The following is an 18,643-nucleotide window of genomic DNA, read 5'->3' as shown; positions in this document are numbered from 1 at the left end:
TGTTTGGTTAGGTCGGTTCAGGCATTTGTGCGAATTCGGTTGTTATTACACGTTCATCAGCGTCATCGCGTCTATGAAACGAAGAGTGTGGATGATCCTCGGCCTTGTCGCAGTCGCAGCGCTCGGCATTTGGTGGTTTGCCGTCAAAGCGCCGGCGGAAGATAGTGGTGGAGTCCTCGTTTCGCCGAAGCGAGGGGAGTTCATGATCACTGTCACGACGACGGGCGAGCTCTCTGCGAAGAACTCCAAAGATATTCGCGGCCCGCAAGGCGTTGGGCAGATTGGCATCTGGCAAATGAAGATTTCGAATCTCGTTGCGGAAGGGACACAAGTCAAGACCGGCGATTTTGTCGCTGAGATCGACCAAACCGACGTTGCGAGTAAGATGAAGGATGGCGAGCTTGCAATCCAAAAAGCCCAAGCCGAATACAATTCTGCCCGTCTCGATACTGCACTCACATTATCACAAGCCCGCGAAGATATCGTTACACTCGAATTTGCCGAGCAGCAATCGAAGTTATTGAAGGAGCAGTCGGTCTACGAAGCCCCGGCAGTTCGTAAACAGGTCGATCTCGATTTTGAAAAAACCGAGCGACAGCTTAAACAATCGAAGACGAACTATCAAACAAAGGTAGCACAAGCGGTCGCGAAGATGCAGACCGTCGGCGCCGATCTCGCACGCGAACAGCAGAAGCTGCAACGAATGACGGAAGTCATGCAGCAATTTCGCATCACCGCTCCCGCTCCCGGCATCGTGGTATACTATCGAGAATGGAACGGGAAAAAGAGGACGGTTGGCTCGCAGATCAACGAGTGGAGTCCGACCGTGGCAACCATCCCCGACCTCGATACGATGGAATCGGTCACGTACGTGAACGAGGTGGATATCCAAAAGATCAAGGTGGGAATGCAGGTCCGATTGGGACTCGACTCCGACCCGAGCAAGAAGTATACCGGCGAAGTGACGAGCGTTGCCAATATCGGCGAACAACGCCCGAACTCCGACTCCAAGGTGTTTGAGGTTCGCATACTCATCCGCGAGAAAGACACCACGCTTCGCCCTTCGATGACGACGAGCAACACGATCTATGTCTCGACGTTGCCGAACAAGCTCTATGTCCCGCTGGAGTGTCTGCACCCTGAGGGCTCGCAAACGTTTGTCTATAAAAAGGACGGTGGGCAGATCGTAAAACAACAAGTACAGGTCGGAGAAACGAATGAGAACGAAGCAACGATAGTCCAGGGGCTAAGTGAAAAAGACCGGGTATTTCTCTCCGTACCGTCAGAAGAGAGGCGACGAAGTGCGACCGTTCGTACACTCCCCAAGATTGATTCTGCCAAGACTACCCAACCGAGCTGATGCAGTTGAAGCTCCCCGGGAATTTCAGCTATACCGTTGCGATCGCATGGCAGGCAATCGCGGCGAATAAGCTGCGTGCGTTGCTCACATCGCTCGGTATTATCTTCGGTGTCGGTTCGGTGATCGCCATGTTATCCGTAGGGCGCGGAGCCGAGCAAGAGATCCTCGAGCAGATGAAGCTCCTCGGCGCGAACAATATCGTCATCAAGCCCATTGTCGAACAGTCGGAAGGCAAAACCTCGAAGGATGACGACGCAAAGAAAGCAGAGAAGAAACGCTTTTCGCCGGGACTGTCGATGGAGGATGCACGAGGAATCCGTGCGGTAATCCCGGAGGTTACCGACGTCAGCCCGGAGATCGTCGATGATCTAACTGTTCTCCGAAACGGATATAAACGGACGGCGAAACTCGTCGGGGTAGAACCGTCATATTTCTCATTGTCCGATTTTAGCCTTTCGCAAGGTGAGCACTTCAGCCGTGCACAGATCGACGAAGCGGCACCGGTGTGTATCATCGGCAGTGGTATTCGTGCAAAGTTCTTCCCGCAGGATGAACCGATCGGCAAGAGCATCAAATGTGGGAATGTCTGGCTGACGGTCGTCGGGATATTGCGCGAACGCAACATCAGTGAAGCGGATATCAAACACCTTGGGATCCGCGATTATAATATGGATGTCTACACTCCGGTCTCCACTGCGTTGTTGCGCTTTAAGAACCGCTCACTGCTGACTCGTAAGATGGTAACCGATGCGCAGCGTGAAACCGACGAGGACGAAGAAACATCGAAGCCGAGCGAGAATTATAATCAACTCGACCGCCTCACCGTCCGTGTTGCATCCACCGAACATATTTCTCAGATCGCCGAGACGATCACGCGGATGCTCGAACGACGCCATAACCGAGTGATCGATTTTGAAGTGGAGGTGCCGGAATTGCTTCTAAAACAGGAACAGCGCACAAAAGATATTTTTAATATCGTGCTCGGTGCCATCGCGTCGATCTCGCTTGTCGTAGGGGGGATCGGTATTATGAATATCATGCTCGCCTCGGTGATCGAACGCACACGCGAGATCGGCGTGCGCCGGGCCATTGGCGCACGGAGCCGCGATATAACCTTTCAATTTCTGAGCGAAGCGGTCACTCTCTGTCTGGCAGGCGGCATTATCGGGATCGTGTTCGGCATTGCGATGAGTTTCGCGATCCGAACGTTCGCAAGCGTCAACACGATCGTTACACCGATCTCCGTTGTCATCTCGTTTGGTGTTGCCGTGAGTGTCGGTCTCGTCTTCGGTATCGTACCCGCGCGCCGTGCTGCGCATCAGGATCCAATCGAAGCCCTGCGCTATGAATAAACAGATATTCCTGTTCGTTTTCATCCTCCTTGCCGTTGGAAGTGCTTCGTCCGATGCAACGCCGAAGCGATACACACTCCGAGAATGCATCGACCGTTCGCGCAGCGACGGCCCGAATGCGCAGATGGCTCGCCAGCTATTCCGTAGCCGTACATTTATGTACCGTTCGTTTAACGGCGGATTGTTGCCGCAGATACTACTGACAGGCACGGCGCCGGACTATGAGCGAGCCATTAATCCGATCGTGCAGAACGACGGAACGACAGCATACCTTGCGCAAAGCCAGGCAAACTCTTCGCTGTCACTATCGCTTACCGAACCGCTCGTGCTCACCGGCGGGTCGATATTCGTGAGTTCGTCGCTCAGTCGAACCGATCTCTTCGGAACGGAGAATTCGACCTATTGGCGTTCATCTCCGATCGTCGTCGGAATCCGTCAGCCGCTCTTCCAACTCAATACGCTCTGGTGGGATAACCGAGCGAACGACCTGCAATATGAGCAGGCGCAGAAGAAATACAACGAGGACATGGAAGATGCGATGATCGACGTGACACAGAAGTTCTTCGACGTGTATGTCGCGCAAATGCGTGTGGATAATGCAGAGCTAAATGTCTCGATCAACGATACGTTGCTGACGATCTCGCGCGGGCGGTTTGAGGTGGGGAAGATCGACGAGAACGATCTCCTGCAAAGCGAACTTGCACTCGCCAATGCCAAGACGCAGCGAGCGTCGGCTCAGTTGGATATGAAGATCGCACTTCGGTCGCTCGCGACATCGCTCGGAACGTCCGACGACGATATCGACGGGATCGTCCCGGCAGAGGAGTTGCCCGAAGTGCGTGTTGCGCTTGAAACTGCAATGGCCGAGGCACACAACAATCGTAGCGATCTGCTCGGGTATTCTCTACAAGAGCATAATGCGGAGCGGAATCTTCGCCAACAGCAACTCGCCACCGGTTTCAATGCCACTATTACTGCGAGCTATGGGTATAACCAGACCGGCTCGCAGGTTGGAGATGTTTATAAGAATCCGCTCAATCAGCAGTCGGCCCGGTTGGATCTTACTGTTCCGCTGTGGCAGTGGGGAAAGGGACGCAATGCCGTTGCTGCGGCAGAGGAAGATCTCGATCGCACAAGGACGTCGCTGGAGTTGCAGCGCAAGTCGTTCGATCAAGACGTCGAGGCACAAGTGGAGCGATTCGTACAGAATCAAGAGCAATTAAGACTATCGCTCAAAGCGGATACCATCGCGCAGAAACAATATATCCTGGCTAAGAACCGCTATCTAATAGGAAAGTACGACGTCACCAAACTGCTGCTGGCGCAAGATGCAAAAGACAAAGCGCGAGAGTCACTCATCCTCACCGAGCAAAGCTATTGGCTCAGCTATTTCCGGTTACGGCGAGCGACGCTCTACGATTTCGAGTCGGATAAAAAGATCGCCTACCCGGCGCCTTAACGGATTTCGATATTGTTGGACTCGGTCCTGCCGTCGTGCTCGAAGACGACGACGTAGTATCCTGCGGCGAAGCCGGAGAGGTCGACCTTCATCCCAGTCGATTCGTTGAGCTTCCAGAGCTTCACCGTATTGCCCTTGAGATCGACTAAGCGGAACGTGCCGTGTGTTGCGTCGGTAACGATCGTGACCGTCTTGTTCGGTCCGCTAATCGGGTTGGGACGAACAGAGAACGGCTTCGTCAGCGGTGCGACTTCCACCGATGCAGTGGAAAGGGGCGAGATTTCTTTGCAGAAATAAATATCGCCGGCATCGTCTCTTAAATCTTGCCAGCTGAGGTATCGCGTTCCGTCAGGTGCAAACAGTACGTTTGCAAATTGTCCGCGTTTAACACTCAGAAGAGGACAGTTCTTTACGACAGGTGTTCCGCCCGAATACACTGCATATCGCATCGTGTCATTTCCCGCGGCGGTATTCTGGTAGAAGATTGCAAGGTACTTCCCATTTTCGTATGTCGCAATCGACGGATAGTTCGCGAGCATTTGCAGAGGCTCGTCCATTTGCCTATTCGCTGGGATTACAGTCGAACCAGACGGTATTTGAGCCAGATAGATATGTGCTTTATTCGAGCCGGAATCGTCGCGTGCGTCGCGCCAGGATATGTAGGCAGTTTCATCAGGTCCCAAAGTCAAGCTGGGTCCGGATACAGGGCATTCACTAATATGCCAATCGCCGTTCTGTACCTTCAGTGCCGGTGCCCACGTCTCGCCCCGATCTTCCGATCGCTCAAGCCAAATGTTGCGCAGATCGCTGATGTTCGATCGAAAGACGACATAGAGGTGTCCGTCCGGTGAGGATGCAATGTTCTCGGTGCAGCACTCGCAGGTGCCGCCGCTTGATACTCCGGTATACGATTCGATCTTCTTGTTTGCGCTCCACGACGTCCCTCCGTCCGTGGATTTCGTGAAGTAGAGATGTACGTTCGAGTTTTGCTGCCGCTGTGTCTCGCGAGAGTCCAGATGGGTGACGTAGAGATTGTCCGACGAATCGCACGCGATCGACGGAAAGTCCTGTGCATAGATTGATGAATCGTCCGCGCCGCTGATCGAGACCGGAGTAGTCCAGGTCGCACCGTTGTCGATCGAACGCGTGTACCAGATATCGGGCTGAAGCTGGTTCGTTTTGGGATTCTTAACCCGATTGCCCATCCAGATCATATGAATATGATCCTTCGTATCGAGCACGAACTGCGCGGTGCGTTGAAAGTCGGCATTGCAGTTGGCGTCGGCACAGACGGAAACGTCGTTGGTGAATGTCTCGCCGCCATCGGCCGAGACCGACATCTGGATTGGCCCACCGCTGCCGGAAATCGTATTGACCCATGCGACGTAGATGTTTCCGTTCCTGCCGATCTTCATCATCGGCGAACGCTGGGACGCCAACGATTTATCGTGATTGACCCGAACCGGAGTCGTCCATTGCTGGGCCGCCACATTCGTGGCAAGCAATGTGATACCGAGAGCAACACAGGCGAAAATCTTCATGGCCGTATCGAATCTGATCACCCAATAAACACTGTATTCAATCAGTAGTTACAGAGCAAAATCTTTCCCCTTGTCGGGTCGATGATGATTGCCGGAAAGTGTCGTAAGACATCCATGGCGACTGTGCCCATGACGGTGACCGAGAGGTCTTTGAAAATATCGGGTAAATTGTCGATCGGACGATGTGGTTCGAGCTTCGCGAGATTGACGCCGCCGAGCACGAACTTCGATATCTGAATACCTGCGAACGGATCGGTCTTCCCGGCCAGTGAATCTTGCAGCATGGCGTCGTTAATCTTTTTCTTCAGCTTGCCGGGGAGCGACTGTTCGTAGATCACAGACTGCCGGTCTGCGAGTGAGAGATGCCAACGTCCGGGTAATAGTGGTGCAGCATCGGGTTCGAGCCAGATCGTCGGGAAATTGCAATGACAATATTTCAGGATTGCATCGTCGAAATACGGGACATGAATTGCGTCCGTATCGAGTCGCTTCGAGAGATCGGGGCTCGGATCGAGCGCATACAATGTCATGACGCGATCGGCAAGATCGATTACCGTGACGTACTGCTTTAAGATACCGTAGCCGATGACGCCACGAAACGCAGTGTCCGCCTTCTTGAAATTATACTTTGCCAGACTTGGCGCGAGCTTCCAGATCATCGTGCGCTGTGTGCTCACAGGGACATACACATTACGTGTACCAAGCTGTGTTTCGCTGGAGTCTGCCGGAAGATAACTTCCGTCATTCGAGGCGCGCGGGTCGATCAAGAAGCTGCGAACGATCGTATCCGGTCTGCCATCGAGCAGTGTATCGATCACCGGAGCGCTCGCGAAGAGGAACCCATTATTGAAATGCAGCGGGAAGCGTGCGATCTGTTCGCCCTTGCTGATATACTTCTCCTGAGCATGGGTGGAGTGTGCAAGCGTGAGTAAGATCGTGAGCGAAATAAATGAAACGAGTCGGGTCATTCGTACGAGCATCAGTTAGCTTCGATGGAGAAGAGTTCGGAATTGATGAAGTCGCGCGATTGCGCGGAGTTCTGGACACGGAGCGTGATGAAATACAGCCCTTCGCGGAGCCGTTCGCCGGCTGCGTTCACAGGCGCCCATTGTCCGCTATAACCGCCGCCGCCCAAATGTGCGTCGCGGAAGACGGCAACACTGTCGCCAAACGGATTCTGGATCAGCAAAATGGCATCGGCCGTATCCTTGAGCGAGAAGAACACATTGATTACCGAGTCGCCCGTCACCAGATTGAACGGGTTCGGAAAGACGGGTGCAAGCGAATCGGGATAGGCCGTGCTGCCAAGAGGATGGAACGTCCCTGAGAGCGGCTGCACGACGGCCGGAAGATGCGGCGATGCAGACGGTGTGGTCGCCTCATGACATGAGCCGAGCACCACCGCCACCGCGAAAGAGCATACGAGGCCGAACAGTGACTTCATCGAGCATTACAAAGCCGAGCGGGGGAGGAAAGTTCAACACTTGATGTCTGATGCTTCAAAGCGACATCTCAGATCATCCTTCTTACAATCCGAGTCGAGCTGATACGCTCGCGCCGACCGCATTGGCTGTCCAATTCTTTGCTCACTTATCGCGTAACAGATGACATAATCTCATAGAAAAAATGAGCAGACATGCGAAGACGAATCTATTCCCACGCTTCAGAAAACAGAATATTGATACCCGAGCCCGAGCGAGATTCCACCCGCATCGCCGAGTCCGCCGCGTGAAACGGGATCGAGAAGGTAGATGCCGAAGCGAAGTCCGCCATGGATCGTCGAAACCGGCGTCAGTTCATACTCCAGTCCGAGTCCGATCGCAAGACCGAGATTATAATAACTCTTCGACACATCGACGGTGATAATATCCGTTCCGTCGGTTGTCGATTGCAGCGGGCCGCTGACGATGCTTTCGGCCAACACCAAACCGAACGTGCCGAATAGCCGGAGGTCTTTTTCATGCTGCTTTTCCAGATACGTCTTCACACCCGGCGTGATCTCAAGTTGGCGGACAGAAACATCATTCAGGAATACCGCCGTACGACGCCGGTACCGGAGCTCGATCTGGCTCGAAACACTTTCGTTGATCGGGAAACCGAGCGTCCCTGTCCATTCGATCGGCAGCCCCATCAGTTTCGACTGATAGTTAAGCCGGTAGCTTTGACTAAAAGGAATAAAGCCGCAAGCGTCGAGCGAGACGGTGACCTGTGGAAGAGGTTTGGCGATTGGAGCAATGGCGGCCGGCTGGGCACGAGGCGGTGCTATATGCGGCACAAGAAGGAGCAACGCCGCCACGACGCCGGAAACTTTCGCCCGAAGGAATGTATTGCTATATCTCACCGCTTCGTTTCTGCAATCCCTCGGAGATAACGCTCTATGAGACCAACAAGTTACCCGTGGCTGCTGCTTTGTATTGCAGTAGCGTTTGCCACGAGTGCGCGTTCGCAAACCATCGCCCGGCCATACCCCTTCACTATGCCGTCACGCGACACGGTCGCTTCCCTTGCGTTGCCATCGGATAGCACTCAGTTCGCCGGTGCGCACGGCGCGTGCATGCGTAGTCCCGAAGGTCATATTATCGGTACCGATGGCACGCGTATCCGGTTTTTCGGTACGTCGCTTCTTGCGAATGCGCAGTTTCTTCCGTCACCGGACGCACGGACGGTCGCTGCGCGATTGCGAAAACTTGGGTTCAACTGTGTCCATTTTGCAAACAACGACTATACGAACATCGACGATGCGAGCTTCTTCAAATATCGTGACTCGGCAGGGCAGATCAACAAGTCGTCGTATGTCGTGAATCCTCTACAACTGGCGAAGTTCGATACGTTGTTCTCCGAACTCAAGCGAAATGGGATCTATACGGACTTCACGTTGCTAACGAATCACCGTTACCTTGCGGGGGACGGTCTGATGTACCCGGATTCGGTCTATCCGACCGCCGTGCTTGCACCGCTGATCGATCCTGCCGCAGCGCGGCTCGAGCGCGAATGGGCTCGGACATTGCTCACACACCGCAACCCACTGACAGGACTACGGTATGCCGACGACCCCGCATTTGCAGTGATCGAGTATAATTATGAACACAGTCTCTATTACTATTGGAATTCGCTCGACCGCTTGATCTATATCGACCAGAATAATTACAATAAAGGGAAGAACACGATTAGTTGGAATTACTCACGTCGTCTCGATACACTGTATGCATCGTTTCTACAGTCGAAATATGTCACCGATCAGGCACTGAAGAATGCCTGGGGTGGTAATATCGTTGTGTCGAATAAAGAACTATTGACCAACGGAAGTTTTGAAAACGTATTCTCGAATGCATGGGTCTTGACATTGCGTTCCTCGGCCACGGCGGTGGCTGTTACTGGTGACGGTGGCGTGGATTCGTCCATATTCGAAAAGATCAGGATCAATTCGCTTTCTGCCCGTCCCGCGCCTGCGGACGTGATTTATTCGAACTCTAGTTCGTATCTGGGGAAGGATACATTGTACACACTAACACTGTGGGCGAAAATGAACTACGATGCAAAGAACCTTCCCGGAAAGACAAGTCGTAGCATCACCCTTTCGTATGTCAATGCTACGGCGGGTGGACGTGGGGGCATCTCTCAGATGCAAACCATCGATACTTCGTGGAGGCAATACTCATTCGTCCTGCGGCCAACGGCCTCCGGTACGCACCAAATCTCGATCCAGTGCGGCAACGAACTCGGTGATGTTTGGCTCGATGCTGTATCGGTGCGTATGCGTGCCGAAAATACGCTTGGTCCGAACGAACATCTCTCGACCGCAACGGTGCTGAGATTACACAACGATGGTACCCTTCGGTCGCAACCGTTGCAGCGCGTTCGCGATCAGTTGGCATTCTATAATGCACTCGAACAAACATTCTTTGCGTCGATGGACAGCCTTGTAAAGGATACGCTGAAATTTCACGGACTGGTAAACCATCGTCAGCATAATTATTGGGTGCAACTTCCGGATGTGTATACCGGGTCGGGCAGCGATGTCATGATCATGCACGAGGCCAATGACTTTCTTAGTGCACGGGCCGGGAAAACGTATGCCGATTCAACGTGGATGATACGAAACACCTCGATGACGAAGAGTAAGACCGGCTCGGTTCTTCCGATTCTGGCGGCCGGTTCGGTGCAGGGGAAAGCGATGATGCTTGGTGATTTTCAGATCCCGTGGCCGAACCAGTACAATAGCGAGCAAATGCTGCTTCTACCGGCGTGGGCGGCGTATCAGGATTGGGATGGGATATTTTTCGGTCCGTACAGCACATCTCGCTCCGAGCTATTTGCCGATAGTCTGATTAATCCGTTCAAGGCTGGGGGGAGTTTTAATTCGATCGTCAATAATCCTGCGACGCTCGCGCTCGCGCCCGTGGCCAGCGCGCTCTTTCGCAACGGATTGGTTTCCTCCGCAGGGTTTTCGGATTCGTTACTCCACGATGCGGACGACGTCTGGCTCTCTCCCGTCTTTACCCCAGCGCGCGGTGCATTCGGCGTCGAAGGGCCGCTCGAAAATAATGTGTTTACACAGTTCGGCCTGCGTCAATCGTTTAATAGTACGCGGCACAAACAAGCTGCCGAGTATCCCTATCTTGCCGACTCCGCCGCAAAAACATGCGATACGAAGGAGCTGTACTGGGATCAAACGAACGGCTTATTTACGATTACGACGCCAATGATTCTCGGTGCGTGCGGATTGTTCGGGCGCGATACAACCGTGATCGGAGCGCTCCGATTTGCGCGAACCGATGCGGCCGCCGGCAAAGAGCAGTTTTCGCTTGCTTTACTGAGCACCGACGGACAACCGATCGATAGTTCGGCTCGTCTGTTTCTCTCACTCACGACCCGTGCACAAAATACGGGGATCGTCTGGGTAGATAGTAATGGCTTCGGCAAAAACTTCGGCACCGCACCGACGGTCATGTCGGCAGCGACCGTGACACTCGTGCTGCAGACAACAAAGGATACGCTTCGACTCACTCCGCTCGATGGACGCGGAGCGCCGATCGCGAATGCTGACATTGTCGGTATTCGATTACCACAAACAGGGAGTATCACCGTCGTGCTTGACCAGGCTCAGACACGTACCCCGTGGTATGCGGTCACACTCAGCAGTACGGTCGATCCGGCGTCAATCGGTGAGACAATCACCGCAGCGGAAACTTCCGTTGACGTATTCCCTAATCCGATCGTCCATGCAGCGACGGCAACGATTCGCTCCGTCGTTAGCGGACGTGTTCGCATTTCGCTTGTCGATGCGGTTGGCAGAACAGCGAAGTCGCTCTATGACGGAGCGTCGGCATCCGGCATGCTGAACATTCCGTTCGAGATGTCGGGGCTTTCCTCCGGCGTATATTCCATGATCGTTGAGACACCCACCGGTGTTCGCAACAAACGTATCGTCAAAGTTCAATAGGTATGAAGAGAAGATTGATATTTCGCTTCGCATGTGTATTGGTTGTAGCATTGATCGCCGGCCGATGTAGCGTGCACGCTCAACCACTGCGGTCGAGCTATCCGTTTACGATCTCAAATGCCGACACGTCGATGACCGGTCTGTTGCCGTTTAGTACGGAAGCGACGCCGATCACCGACCGGATCACTCCGCAAGACGGACACTTCGTGTTGCATGCCGGCACTGCGAATCAACAGCGTATCCGTCTGTATGGCACCGAGATCGCATGGGGCGCTCAATTTATGGATCAAGCGCACGCACGCCGATTCTCGAAACACCTGCGAAAGCTTGGATTCAATGCGATTCGCTTCATCGTGAACGACTATAACTATGGACTGGTCTATTCGGATGCCAAGAGTTCGTTCAACCTCTACCAACCACATGTTGCGAACTTCGACACACTGCTCTACGAGCTCAAACAACAGGGAATCTATACGTTTCTAACGCTTCGTGGTGTGCATTCCTTCGTCCCGGCGGAAGGCGTGATCAATAGCGATAGTGGGTGGGTGTATGGCATATTCCGGCACTTCTACGATGCTCGTGCCCGTCAACTCTACCGCGACTGGGCGAAGACATTGCTGACCCACGTCAATCCATTGACAGGTCTCCGACTCGCCGACGATCCGGCGATCGCATCAATCGAATTAGAAAATCAGTATTACAGCCTGACGACGGCATGGCGATATGGCTATATAAATTTCAAGGATCAGGCGAACGTCTATCCGAACGGATCGGCAACGATTACCTACAACGAGTCTCGCCATCTCGATACGCTCTTCTCACAGTATTTACTGAAGAAGTACGGGTCGGAAGGAGCATTGGCAGCCGCCTATGCGGGCCCTGCGGTAAATGGTACAAACTTGTTTGACAATGGAAGCTTCGAAGATATCGGATCGAGTGCCTGGACGTTCATTGCATCGAACGGAGCGAGCGGCGGCACGGCCTCGCTTGCCGGCGGTGTCGACTCGCAGTATAATTTGTTGGTTCATCTGAAATCGTTGAGTGTGAACCCAACACTTGGGGATGCGTACATCACAAATACGTCCGTTCGTCTCAAGCAAGATAGTCTCTACGAGTTTAGCTTTTGGGCGAGGGTAAAGTATTCGTCCGCTGCGCCCGTGCTCGTGGATACGGTCTATCCTGTGTTTTATGACGTGCCGTCGTATGCCGCCACGTTTGTCGCCTCGGTGCCGATTGACACCGCATGGCGAAAGTATACATATACAATTCGCGCCATCGGCTCCGATGCGCAGGATTTTCGAATCTATTTCGGCGCACATCTATGTGACCTGCAGTTCGATGCAATAAGTATCCATCGCACCCGCGAGGAAGGCTTACGTGCAGGGGAGCATCTTGCAACTTCGAGCGTCGCGCGTGTCGCATTCGCTTCACCGACAACCACGCCCTTCCAGCGTGTTCGCGATCTTGGATTATTCTACGATTCGCTCCAGCAAGCATACTTTAATCCGATTCATGCATATATCCGCGATAGTATCAAGTCGGCGATAATGGTAAATAACTATTGTCCGACGTGGTGGGGGACATATCTCGATGCGTATGCAAACCGCACCAGCGATTACGCTGGCGGTGGGATCAATCACGATTATGCGTACCCACGAACTGGAACGTCGGATTACATCTGTATCCAAAATTCCCTTACGAGTGATGTAGGCAACTCGGTACTCGGTACGGTTGAAGCGCAAGCATTGGAAGGGAAGCCGTTCGTGATGTCAAGCTATCTGGTGCCATTTATCAACCAACAGTGCCAAGAGATTCCGACGCTGCTGTCATCATACGCCTCGCTGCAAGATTGGGATGCAATATTCTTCAGTTATTGGGGCACAGCGAGCCAGGTACTCGATTCGGATTATGCTTTCCGTACCGATTACTACAGCGTTGCAGGAAACGATGCATTGCTGTCGATGTTCCCCTCGTCGAGCAAAGCATTCCGCGACTTCCGGATCGCACCGTCGTCGGTCGATCTGAAGTTGACACATACCGACGAGAGTATTTCGCTGACTGGGCTCAGCGGAAGATTCTTGCATCCGTTCGGTGTTCCGGGGAGTCTTTCTACCGGCATCGGTGCACTGTATAAAGTACGTCAGAGCTTTAGCGCACCGAGTGAGAAGCTGGCGAGCGAGTACCCGTATAATCGGACGACCGATGATACTGCCGTAAAAGTATCTGAAACCGGCGAGCTCACGTGGGACGGTCAGCGCCGATGGATGACGGCACAAACACCAAGATATTCGGCAGCCGTGGGATACTTCCTTTTTGATACATTACAATTTGGTCCACTGTGGCTCACTCGTGACGATGCAAATACCGACTTGCTCTCGATGTCTGTTCTATCGATGGACACGGCGACGCTTGCAACGACAGCAAATCTGTTTCTGACGATCGGGTCGCGGTCGCAAAACACCGGATGGGTGTGGGACGCGGATTCGCTTGGGATCGCTCAACACTACGGGACGGATCCGGTGCTGATGAGTGCTCAGAATCTGCAATGCTTCTTGCGGAGCGATTCGATGCGGGTTGTGGTGCATCCGCTCGATTCCTCAGGCATGCCAACACGTCGAGCATTCGATGCCGTGCATGACCTCACGCGAAACCAGTTTGCCTTCGTGATCGATCAAACAAAGCTACAAAGTCCGTGGTACTGGATTGAAATGACGAACGCACCGGACGCAGTCGAACAGCAGAACACTTCAAGCGGCGTTGCACTTGAGCTGTCGGCAAATCCCGTTGTCGACGAGACGGTTGCAACCGTTCAACTGAGCGCAACCACGCATGCCGAGCTTCGGCTCTACGATGATCTCGGACGCGAACGCATGGTGGCGTTGAACGGAGAAGTTCTACCGGCAGGGGCACACAAATTCCTGATCTCGACGCGCACGCTGGTACCCGGACACTATATCCTCCGGTTAACAACGTCAACGAGCGCAGTGACAACGGGGTTGAATGTAGTCCGCTAACAGCTAAAATCTGCTGGGGCAGTCTACTTGCCGCCGGTTGTGGTGTGAAGGATCGTGCCATTGACGCCCACGATCGTGGCATGGTAGGCATCGACCATGCAAACGCTGTTGAGGTGTGTTTGAACCGGGCAGTGCTCCTGGGTCCATGTTGTGCCACCGTCGTCGGTATGGATGATTGTGCCGTCAGCGCCGACGGCGATGCCATGCTGTTCGTCCGCAAACGTAATATCGAGTAAACCCTTCTGCGTTGGGCTCATGACGCAATCCCAAGTTGCTCCGCCGTCATTCGAACGTACGATCGTGCCGCGATCGCCGACCGCAAAGAGTTTGTTCGGGTGTTGTTTGACCACGCAAACTCCATAGAGAGAATCGCGCGTGCCGCTCATGAGCGTCTGCCACGTCTTGCCTTCGTTGGTTGTGCGAATGATGACGCCGTACTCGCCAACCGCAACCGCCGTACTCTTGTTGACTGCCGCAATCTTATTGAGAAAGACATTCGTTGGCGAAACCTGCTTCGTCCATTTGTTTCCGCCGCTTGCCGTATGAATGATCGTTCCGTACCACCCGACCATCCAGCCGGTGAGCGAATCGACGAACGCCGTGCTTTTGAGCGGCATCACTTTCGTGTCCTCGCACAATTGCTGTGACCAATTCTGTCCGCCATCGGTGGTACGAAGGATCGTGCCATCGCGTCCGGCGACCATCGCATAGTTTGCGTCGATCGCACAAATCGAATAGAGTTTGTATTTCGTAGGGATCGTCTGTTCGGCCCATGTGGTGCCACCATCGCTGGTATAGAGCACCGCCGCTTGCCCGCAGGCATAGCCGACGTTGCGATTGAGAAAATCGACGGAATACAGATGCTTCAGTGAAGGCGGAAGCTGGATCTGCCAGCCCGACTGTGCTCGTAGAATGGATGGAAGGACTACGCACAGAATCGCGGCCGCACTAAGTATGTAACGTTTCATATCAATTGCTCGAACCGGAAGCACAAGCAAAATCAACACGAGAATGTCAGAAGTCGGAATTCAACGTTCGTGATTCCGACTTCCGACTTCACCGTTTCAACTTCGCTCACCCCAGTTTCATGGCTGTTCGTACATCGTTCATTGTCATCTCAGCCTGGGTGCGGGCTTGTTCTTCGCCGCGTTCGAGCACGCGGAGTACATACTCCGGCTCGTTCGCCAGCTCCGAACGTTTTGCGCGCATCGGCGCAAACTCTTCGTTGATCCGCTCGGTAATGCGCTTTTTGCAATCGACGCAACCGAGTGCGCCGCTCGTGCAACCGGCATAGATATCCGAGGTCTCGTTCGGATTCCATTTCTGGTGATACGAATACACCAGGCAGATATCCGGATTGCCGGGATCGCCCTTGCGAACCTTCGCAGGATCGGTTACGGCCGTCTTCATTTTCAGCCATGTCTCGTCGTTCGAGTCCGAAAGCAGGATCGTATTGCCGACCGACTTCGACATGCGCTTGCCGTCGGTGCCCGCAAGCCTCGGGTAATTCGAGACGTATGCCTTCGGCACCGGGAAGACGTTGCCGTACAGATAATTGAAATCGCGCGCAAATTCGCGCGTGATCTCGACGTGCGGAATCTGGTCTTCACCGACCGGCACCAGCTCTCCGCGGTACAATAAGATATCCGCCGCCTGGAGTACGGGGTACCCGAGGTGACCATACGTGATGCCTTCGCCGATACCGAGATCGCGAGCCTGATCTTTCACCGCCGGATTGCGCTCGAGGCGCGCCTTGGTAATCAGCATCGAGAAAATCAGGAATAGCTCCGCATGTTCTTTCACCTTCGATTGGCGAAAGATCGGAGACTTCTCTGGATCGATCCCGAAGGCGATCCAGTCGAGCGTCATGTCGCGGGTGAACTCGTCGATTTTCGACGTGTCGCGGTTGGTCGTCAACACGTGGTAATCGGCGATCAGATGGAAGTTCTCCGCCTTATCCTGCAAAGCCACCCACGATTCGAGCGCGCCTGCCCAATGGCCGAGATGGAGTTTCCCGGTCGGGCGCATCCCCGAAAGGATGCGCGGTTTGCGCTGGCCATAGACCGCGTCGAGCTCTTCGGCGCGGATATAGGCACGATCGTGTACGGATGTCTCTACAGTTTCTGACATGGTTATTTGGTTAACGACTTGAGTTTATTGTAATGGCAGATAACGAGTTCGGGTTCCGAATTAGTAGTCAGTAGCCAGTATTCAGTAGCCAGAAATTGTTTGATGCGAATTCTACCGGCTATTAATTACTGGCCCCTGATCGCCGGCCAATGGCCGGCGACTTTTTTCCAAAACCTGTGTTATAGCATCCAGAGAGATGGGAAAGTACGAAATTGATCTGGCAACCGTGTTCTGGCCGCACACCGAGGTAGTGCGGGCCGAATCGCTCACACAAGATTACAGCGAAGAAGACGTCATCGTATCGATCGATCTTCCGCTGAAGGTCATGCTATTCAACGATAATTTCCATACGTTCCACGAGGTGATCGGCCAGATCTGCAAAGCCACCGGCACCACCCGCGACCGTGCCGAAGCCCATGCCTGGGAGGTCCATACCAAAGGCAAATCAGTAGTGTTCGACGGCGATATGGGCGAATGTCTGCGCGTGAGCTCCGTACTCGAAGAGATCGCACTGCATACACAGATCCTAAGCTAAACGCTCGCAATACTGAGGTTTGAGTGAGAGTCCGCTTCGGCGGATTCTTTCGTTTAGGATGTGGCCACAAAGAAGCTACGTAACTCTATCTCACGTAGGTTATCTAATGTACAAAACCAGACCGGGACCGACACGGTGGTATCCGTATCGGCCCCGGGGCGTTTTCACCGGTTCGATCGTCAACATCCGAGGCGATCGAACGAAGTTCGATCTGTTATCGCTTCCAGGTCGCTTTGGTATTGAGCAGCCAACTGAAATCGGCCGAGAGCTGGGGAGCGAAGATCGGATTGCCGCTGGAATCTTTACCGACGGCAAGACCCGCAGACGAGTGACAGCCCATACAGCTTTCGGTGCCGAATACGTATCGCTCCTGCGAGACGTTTGCCGGGGCGTTTGCATTCTCGATCATATTCGAGGCGCTTTGATTGCCGAGTTGGAAATATGTTTCCATCGTCATGTTCGTCAGGAAGACGGGTTCGGGATCGCCGCCCGGTTTGTTGTCGACGCTCCGCGGCAGCGCAGCATACGTGTTCGGTGCCGGCGGCACGAACTGGTGCTTCGGCCACTGCGTGCCGATGAGTTCGTAGTACTGCCAGACCGATCCCTGCGCTGCAAGCATCTTCTGAATGCGATGGTTGAGTTCTTGCAATGCCTTCGGGATCGGGATAACACGTTGTGCCTGCGCGATGAACGCACCGCCCCCGTTTGGGATGTATTTATCCTTCGGGATCGAATATTTAATATACTCGGCCGGATTGGTATAGGGGATCTGCGTCGAATCGACGAAGACGTTTACCGGGCACGACGGACAATTCGGGTCGTAGAACGACGGCTTCTTCGGCAGTTTCGACGAATCGGTTTCTGCCGCGAGCTCATTGACTTCGACATTATCTACTTGCTCGAACGTTGACCATAACCACTGTTTGCCCGAAGCACACTTGTGGCTGATGTGCATTCCGACGAGGCCTACCTTGACATCGCTCCAAGTGCTGTCGAGATTATAGACGTACGCATCCATGCTGAAGTAGCGCGATGCGATGTCCTTCTTCGGATCGAGTACTTTCCAGGCGAGTTTGATTTCGATTGCTCCGACCGAATCCTTGTCCTGGAATATACCGGACGGGAAGTCGGCCAGAGAGTCATGCTTCGATGAGAACACAATCTGGCCGTCCCAATTATAGAGTTCGTTCGCCACGATGTAATCGTATTCTTGCTTATTGAGCAGGACTTCGTAGCGAACGAGATTCCCGTTCTGATCGAACATCGGTCCGGTAAACGCCTGATCGACTTCATTCGCAACCGTCTGCTTGCCGTGGATAGGCAGAGTCTTGTTGTTGAGGAAAAGAATCCGTCTATGCGCTCCATCAGCGCTTGCATTGAGTTGTTTGCGTTGCAACCCTTTAACGATCCACGACGGTGGCAACCGGTTTGCTCCCCACGGCAACGGGTGCTGGCCGCTATCGCGGAACACGTTGAACGCCTCGGACCACCCCGTCCAGCGCGGCTGGCCGGCATCGGTGAGTTTCGGCTGCGGATCGCCTTTCGCATCGACAGGCCAGTTGATCGCCAGAAACGAGCGCCATGAGAAAAGGTCGTGAAGCCGTTGCGACTTCGCGATCTCGTGGTTCGCCATATACTGGTTCTGCAGCGACGTATCAATGTCGGAGGGAATGGTGCTTACAAACTCTGCAGGAGTTGCAAGCTCGGAAGGGACGCCGGGCTCGGCGTCACCTTCCATTGCTTTCTTTGAACACGAGGTGACGCCCAGCGTTGCTGCAAGCGTCAGGATCGGGATGAGCTTCTTCATCG

Annotated in this window: 13 protein-coding genes; 6 read left to right on the top strand and 7 right to left on the bottom strand. The window is 53.8% G+C overall.

Translation table 11 applies throughout. From position 1 onward, the window contains the following. Positions 1-73: 73 nt before the first annotated feature. The 3 genes from JSS75_08480 to JSS75_08470 are packed head-to-tail and all read left to right on the top strand — an operon-like array spanning position 74 to position 4,171. Positions 74-1,360, top strand: coding sequence for an efflux RND transporter periplasmic adaptor subunit (locus tag JSS75_08480; GenBank protein ID MBS1903723.1), 1,287 nt, complete (start codon positions 74-76; stop codon positions 1,358-1,360). After that, positions 1,360-2,712 carry an ABC transporter permease gene (locus JSS75_08475; protein MBS1903722.1) on the top strand — a complete coding sequence of 451 codons (1,353 nt, stop codon included), beginning with the start codon at positions 1,360-1,362 and terminating at the stop codon, positions 2,710-2,712. Before JSS75_08480 ends, JSS75_08475 begins: the two co-directional genes overlap by 1 nt. Next, a complete protein-coding gene (locus JSS75_08470; protein MBS1903721.1) occupies positions 2,705-4,171 on the top strand; it encodes a TolC family protein in 1,467 nt (488 codons plus the stop codon). Before JSS75_08475 ends, JSS75_08470 begins: the two co-directional genes overlap by 8 nt. On the opposite strand, the gene JSS75_08465 is transcribed toward JSS75_08470, so the two are convergent. The 4 genes from JSS75_08465 to JSS75_08450 form a co-directional block, all read right to left on the bottom strand. Then, positions 4,168-5,712, bottom strand: a complete 1,545-nt coding sequence (locus JSS75_08465; protein ID MBS1903720.1) for a hypothetical protein — start codon at positions 5,710-5,712, stop codon at positions 4,168-4,170. The two genes, JSS75_08470 and JSS75_08465, sit on opposite strands and share 4 nt — an antisense overlap. 41 nt (positions 5,713-5,753) lie before the next feature. Further along, positions 5,754-6,680 (bottom strand): hypothetical protein, encoded by a 927-nt coding sequence (locus tag JSS75_08460; protein ID MBS1903719.1) that lies wholly within the window; start codon positions 6,678-6,680, stop codon positions 5,754-5,756. A gap of 11 nt (positions 6,681-6,691) precedes the next feature. Further along, a complete protein-coding gene (locus tag JSS75_08455; protein ID MBS1903718.1) occupies positions 6,692-7,156 on the bottom strand; it encodes a hypothetical protein in 465 nt (154 codons plus the stop codon). Between the two features lie 219 nt (positions 7,157-7,375). Further along, positions 7,376-8,053, bottom strand: a complete 678-nt coding sequence (locus JSS75_08450) for a hypothetical protein (protein MBS1903717.1) — start codon at positions 8,051-8,053, stop codon at positions 7,376-7,378. A gap of 36 nt (positions 8,054-8,089) precedes the next feature. Here JSS75_08450 and JSS75_08445 point away from each other — a divergent pair, with 36 nt between their 5' ends. Together JSS75_08445 and JSS75_08440 are read left to right on the top strand one after the other, a co-directional pair. Continuing rightward, positions 8,090-11,155 (top strand): hypothetical protein, encoded by a 3,066-nt coding sequence (locus JSS75_08445; protein MBS1903716.1) that lies wholly within the window; start codon positions 8,090-8,092, stop codon positions 11,153-11,155. 2 nt (positions 11,156-11,157) lie between these two features. Continuing rightward, positions 11,158-14,169 carry a hypothetical protein gene (locus JSS75_08440; GenBank protein ID MBS1903715.1) on the top strand — a complete coding sequence of 1,004 codons (3,012 nt, stop codon included), beginning with the start codon at positions 11,158-11,160 and terminating at the stop codon, positions 14,167-14,169. A 23-nt stretch (positions 14,170-14,192) separates the two neighbouring features. Here JSS75_08440 and JSS75_08435 read toward each other — a convergent pair whose 3' ends face one another. Further along, complete coding sequence (locus JSS75_08435) at positions 14,193-15,137, bottom strand: hypothetical protein (GenBank protein MBS1903714.1); 945 nt, start codon at positions 15,135-15,137, stop codon at positions 14,193-14,195. A gap of 106 nt (positions 15,138-15,243) precedes the next feature. After that, positions 15,244-16,299, bottom strand: a complete 1,056-nt coding sequence (gene trpS, locus JSS75_08430; GenBank protein MBS1903713.1) for a tryptophan--tRNA ligase — start codon at positions 16,297-16,299, stop codon at positions 15,244-15,246. Positions 16,300-16,495: 196 nt separating this feature from the next. Here trpS and JSS75_08425 point away from each other — a divergent pair, with 196 nt between their 5' ends. Next, the gene (locus JSS75_08425) at positions 16,496-16,834 is read left to right on the top strand and encodes an ATP-dependent Clp protease adaptor ClpS (GenBank protein MBS1903712.1); all 339 of its coding nucleotides are present in this window, start codon (positions 16,496-16,498) and stop codon (positions 16,832-16,834) included. A 214-nt stretch (positions 16,835-17,048) separates the two neighbouring features. Here JSS75_08425 and JSS75_08420 read toward each other — a convergent pair whose 3' ends face one another. Next, positions 17,049-18,641, bottom strand: a complete 1,593-nt coding sequence (locus JSS75_08420) for a hypothetical protein (GenBank protein ID MBS1903711.1) — start codon at positions 18,639-18,641, stop codon at positions 17,049-17,051. Positions 18,642-18,643: the final 2 nt, after the last annotated feature.

Source organism: Bacteroidota bacterium (genome assembly GCA_018266755.1).
Lineage (GTDB): Bacteria > Bacteroidota > Ignavibacteria > Palsa-1295 > Palsa-1295 > JAFDZW01.
Note: the sequence above shows the minus strand (reverse complement) of the source record. Positions and strands in the feature narration are given on the sequence as shown.

Excerpts from the sequence above, each read along its gene's own strand:
- JSS75_08480 (MBS1903723.1), top strand. The coding sequence starts at position 74 with ATGAAACGAAGAGTGTGGATGATCCTCGGCCTTGTCGCAGTCGCAGCG.
- JSS75_08475 (MBS1903722.1), top strand. The coding sequence starts at position 1,360 with ATGCAGTTGAAGCTCCCCGGGAATTTCAGCTATACCGTTGCGATCGCA.
- JSS75_08470 (MBS1903721.1), top strand. The coding sequence starts at position 2,705 with ATGAATAAACAGATATTCCTGTTCGTTTTCATCCTCCTTGCCGTTGGA.
- JSS75_08465 (MBS1903720.1), bottom strand. The coding sequence starts at position 5,712 with ATGAAGATTTTCGCCTGTGTTGCTCTCGGTATCACATTGCTTGCCACG.
- JSS75_08460 (MBS1903719.1), bottom strand. The coding sequence starts at position 6,680 with ATGACCCGACTCGTTTCATTTATTTCGCTCACGATCTTACTCACGCTT.
- JSS75_08455 (MBS1903718.1), bottom strand. The coding sequence starts at position 7,156 with ATGAAGTCACTGTTCGGCCTCGTATGCTCTTTCGCGGTGGCGGTGGTG.
- JSS75_08445 (MBS1903716.1), top strand. The coding sequence starts at position 8,090 with ATGAGACCAACAAGTTACCCGTGGCTGCTGCTTTGTATTGCAGTAGCG.
- JSS75_08440 (MBS1903715.1), top strand. The coding sequence starts at position 11,158 with ATGAAGAGAAGATTGATATTTCGCTTCGCATGTGTATTGGTTGTAGCA.
- JSS75_08435 (MBS1903714.1), bottom strand. The coding sequence starts at position 15,137 with ATGAAACGTTACATACTTAGTGCGGCCGCGATTCTGTGCGTAGTCCTT.
- trpS (MBS1903713.1), bottom strand. The coding sequence starts at position 16,299 with ATGTCAGAAACTGTAGAGACATCCGTACACGATCGTGCCTATATCCGC.
- JSS75_08425 (MBS1903712.1), top strand. The coding sequence starts at position 16,496 with ATGGGAAAGTACGAAATTGATCTGGCAACCGTGTTCTGGCCGCACACC.
- JSS75_08420 (MBS1903711.1), bottom strand. The coding sequence starts at position 18,641 with ATGAAGAAGCTCATCCCGATCCTGACGCTTGCAGCAACGCTGGGCGTC.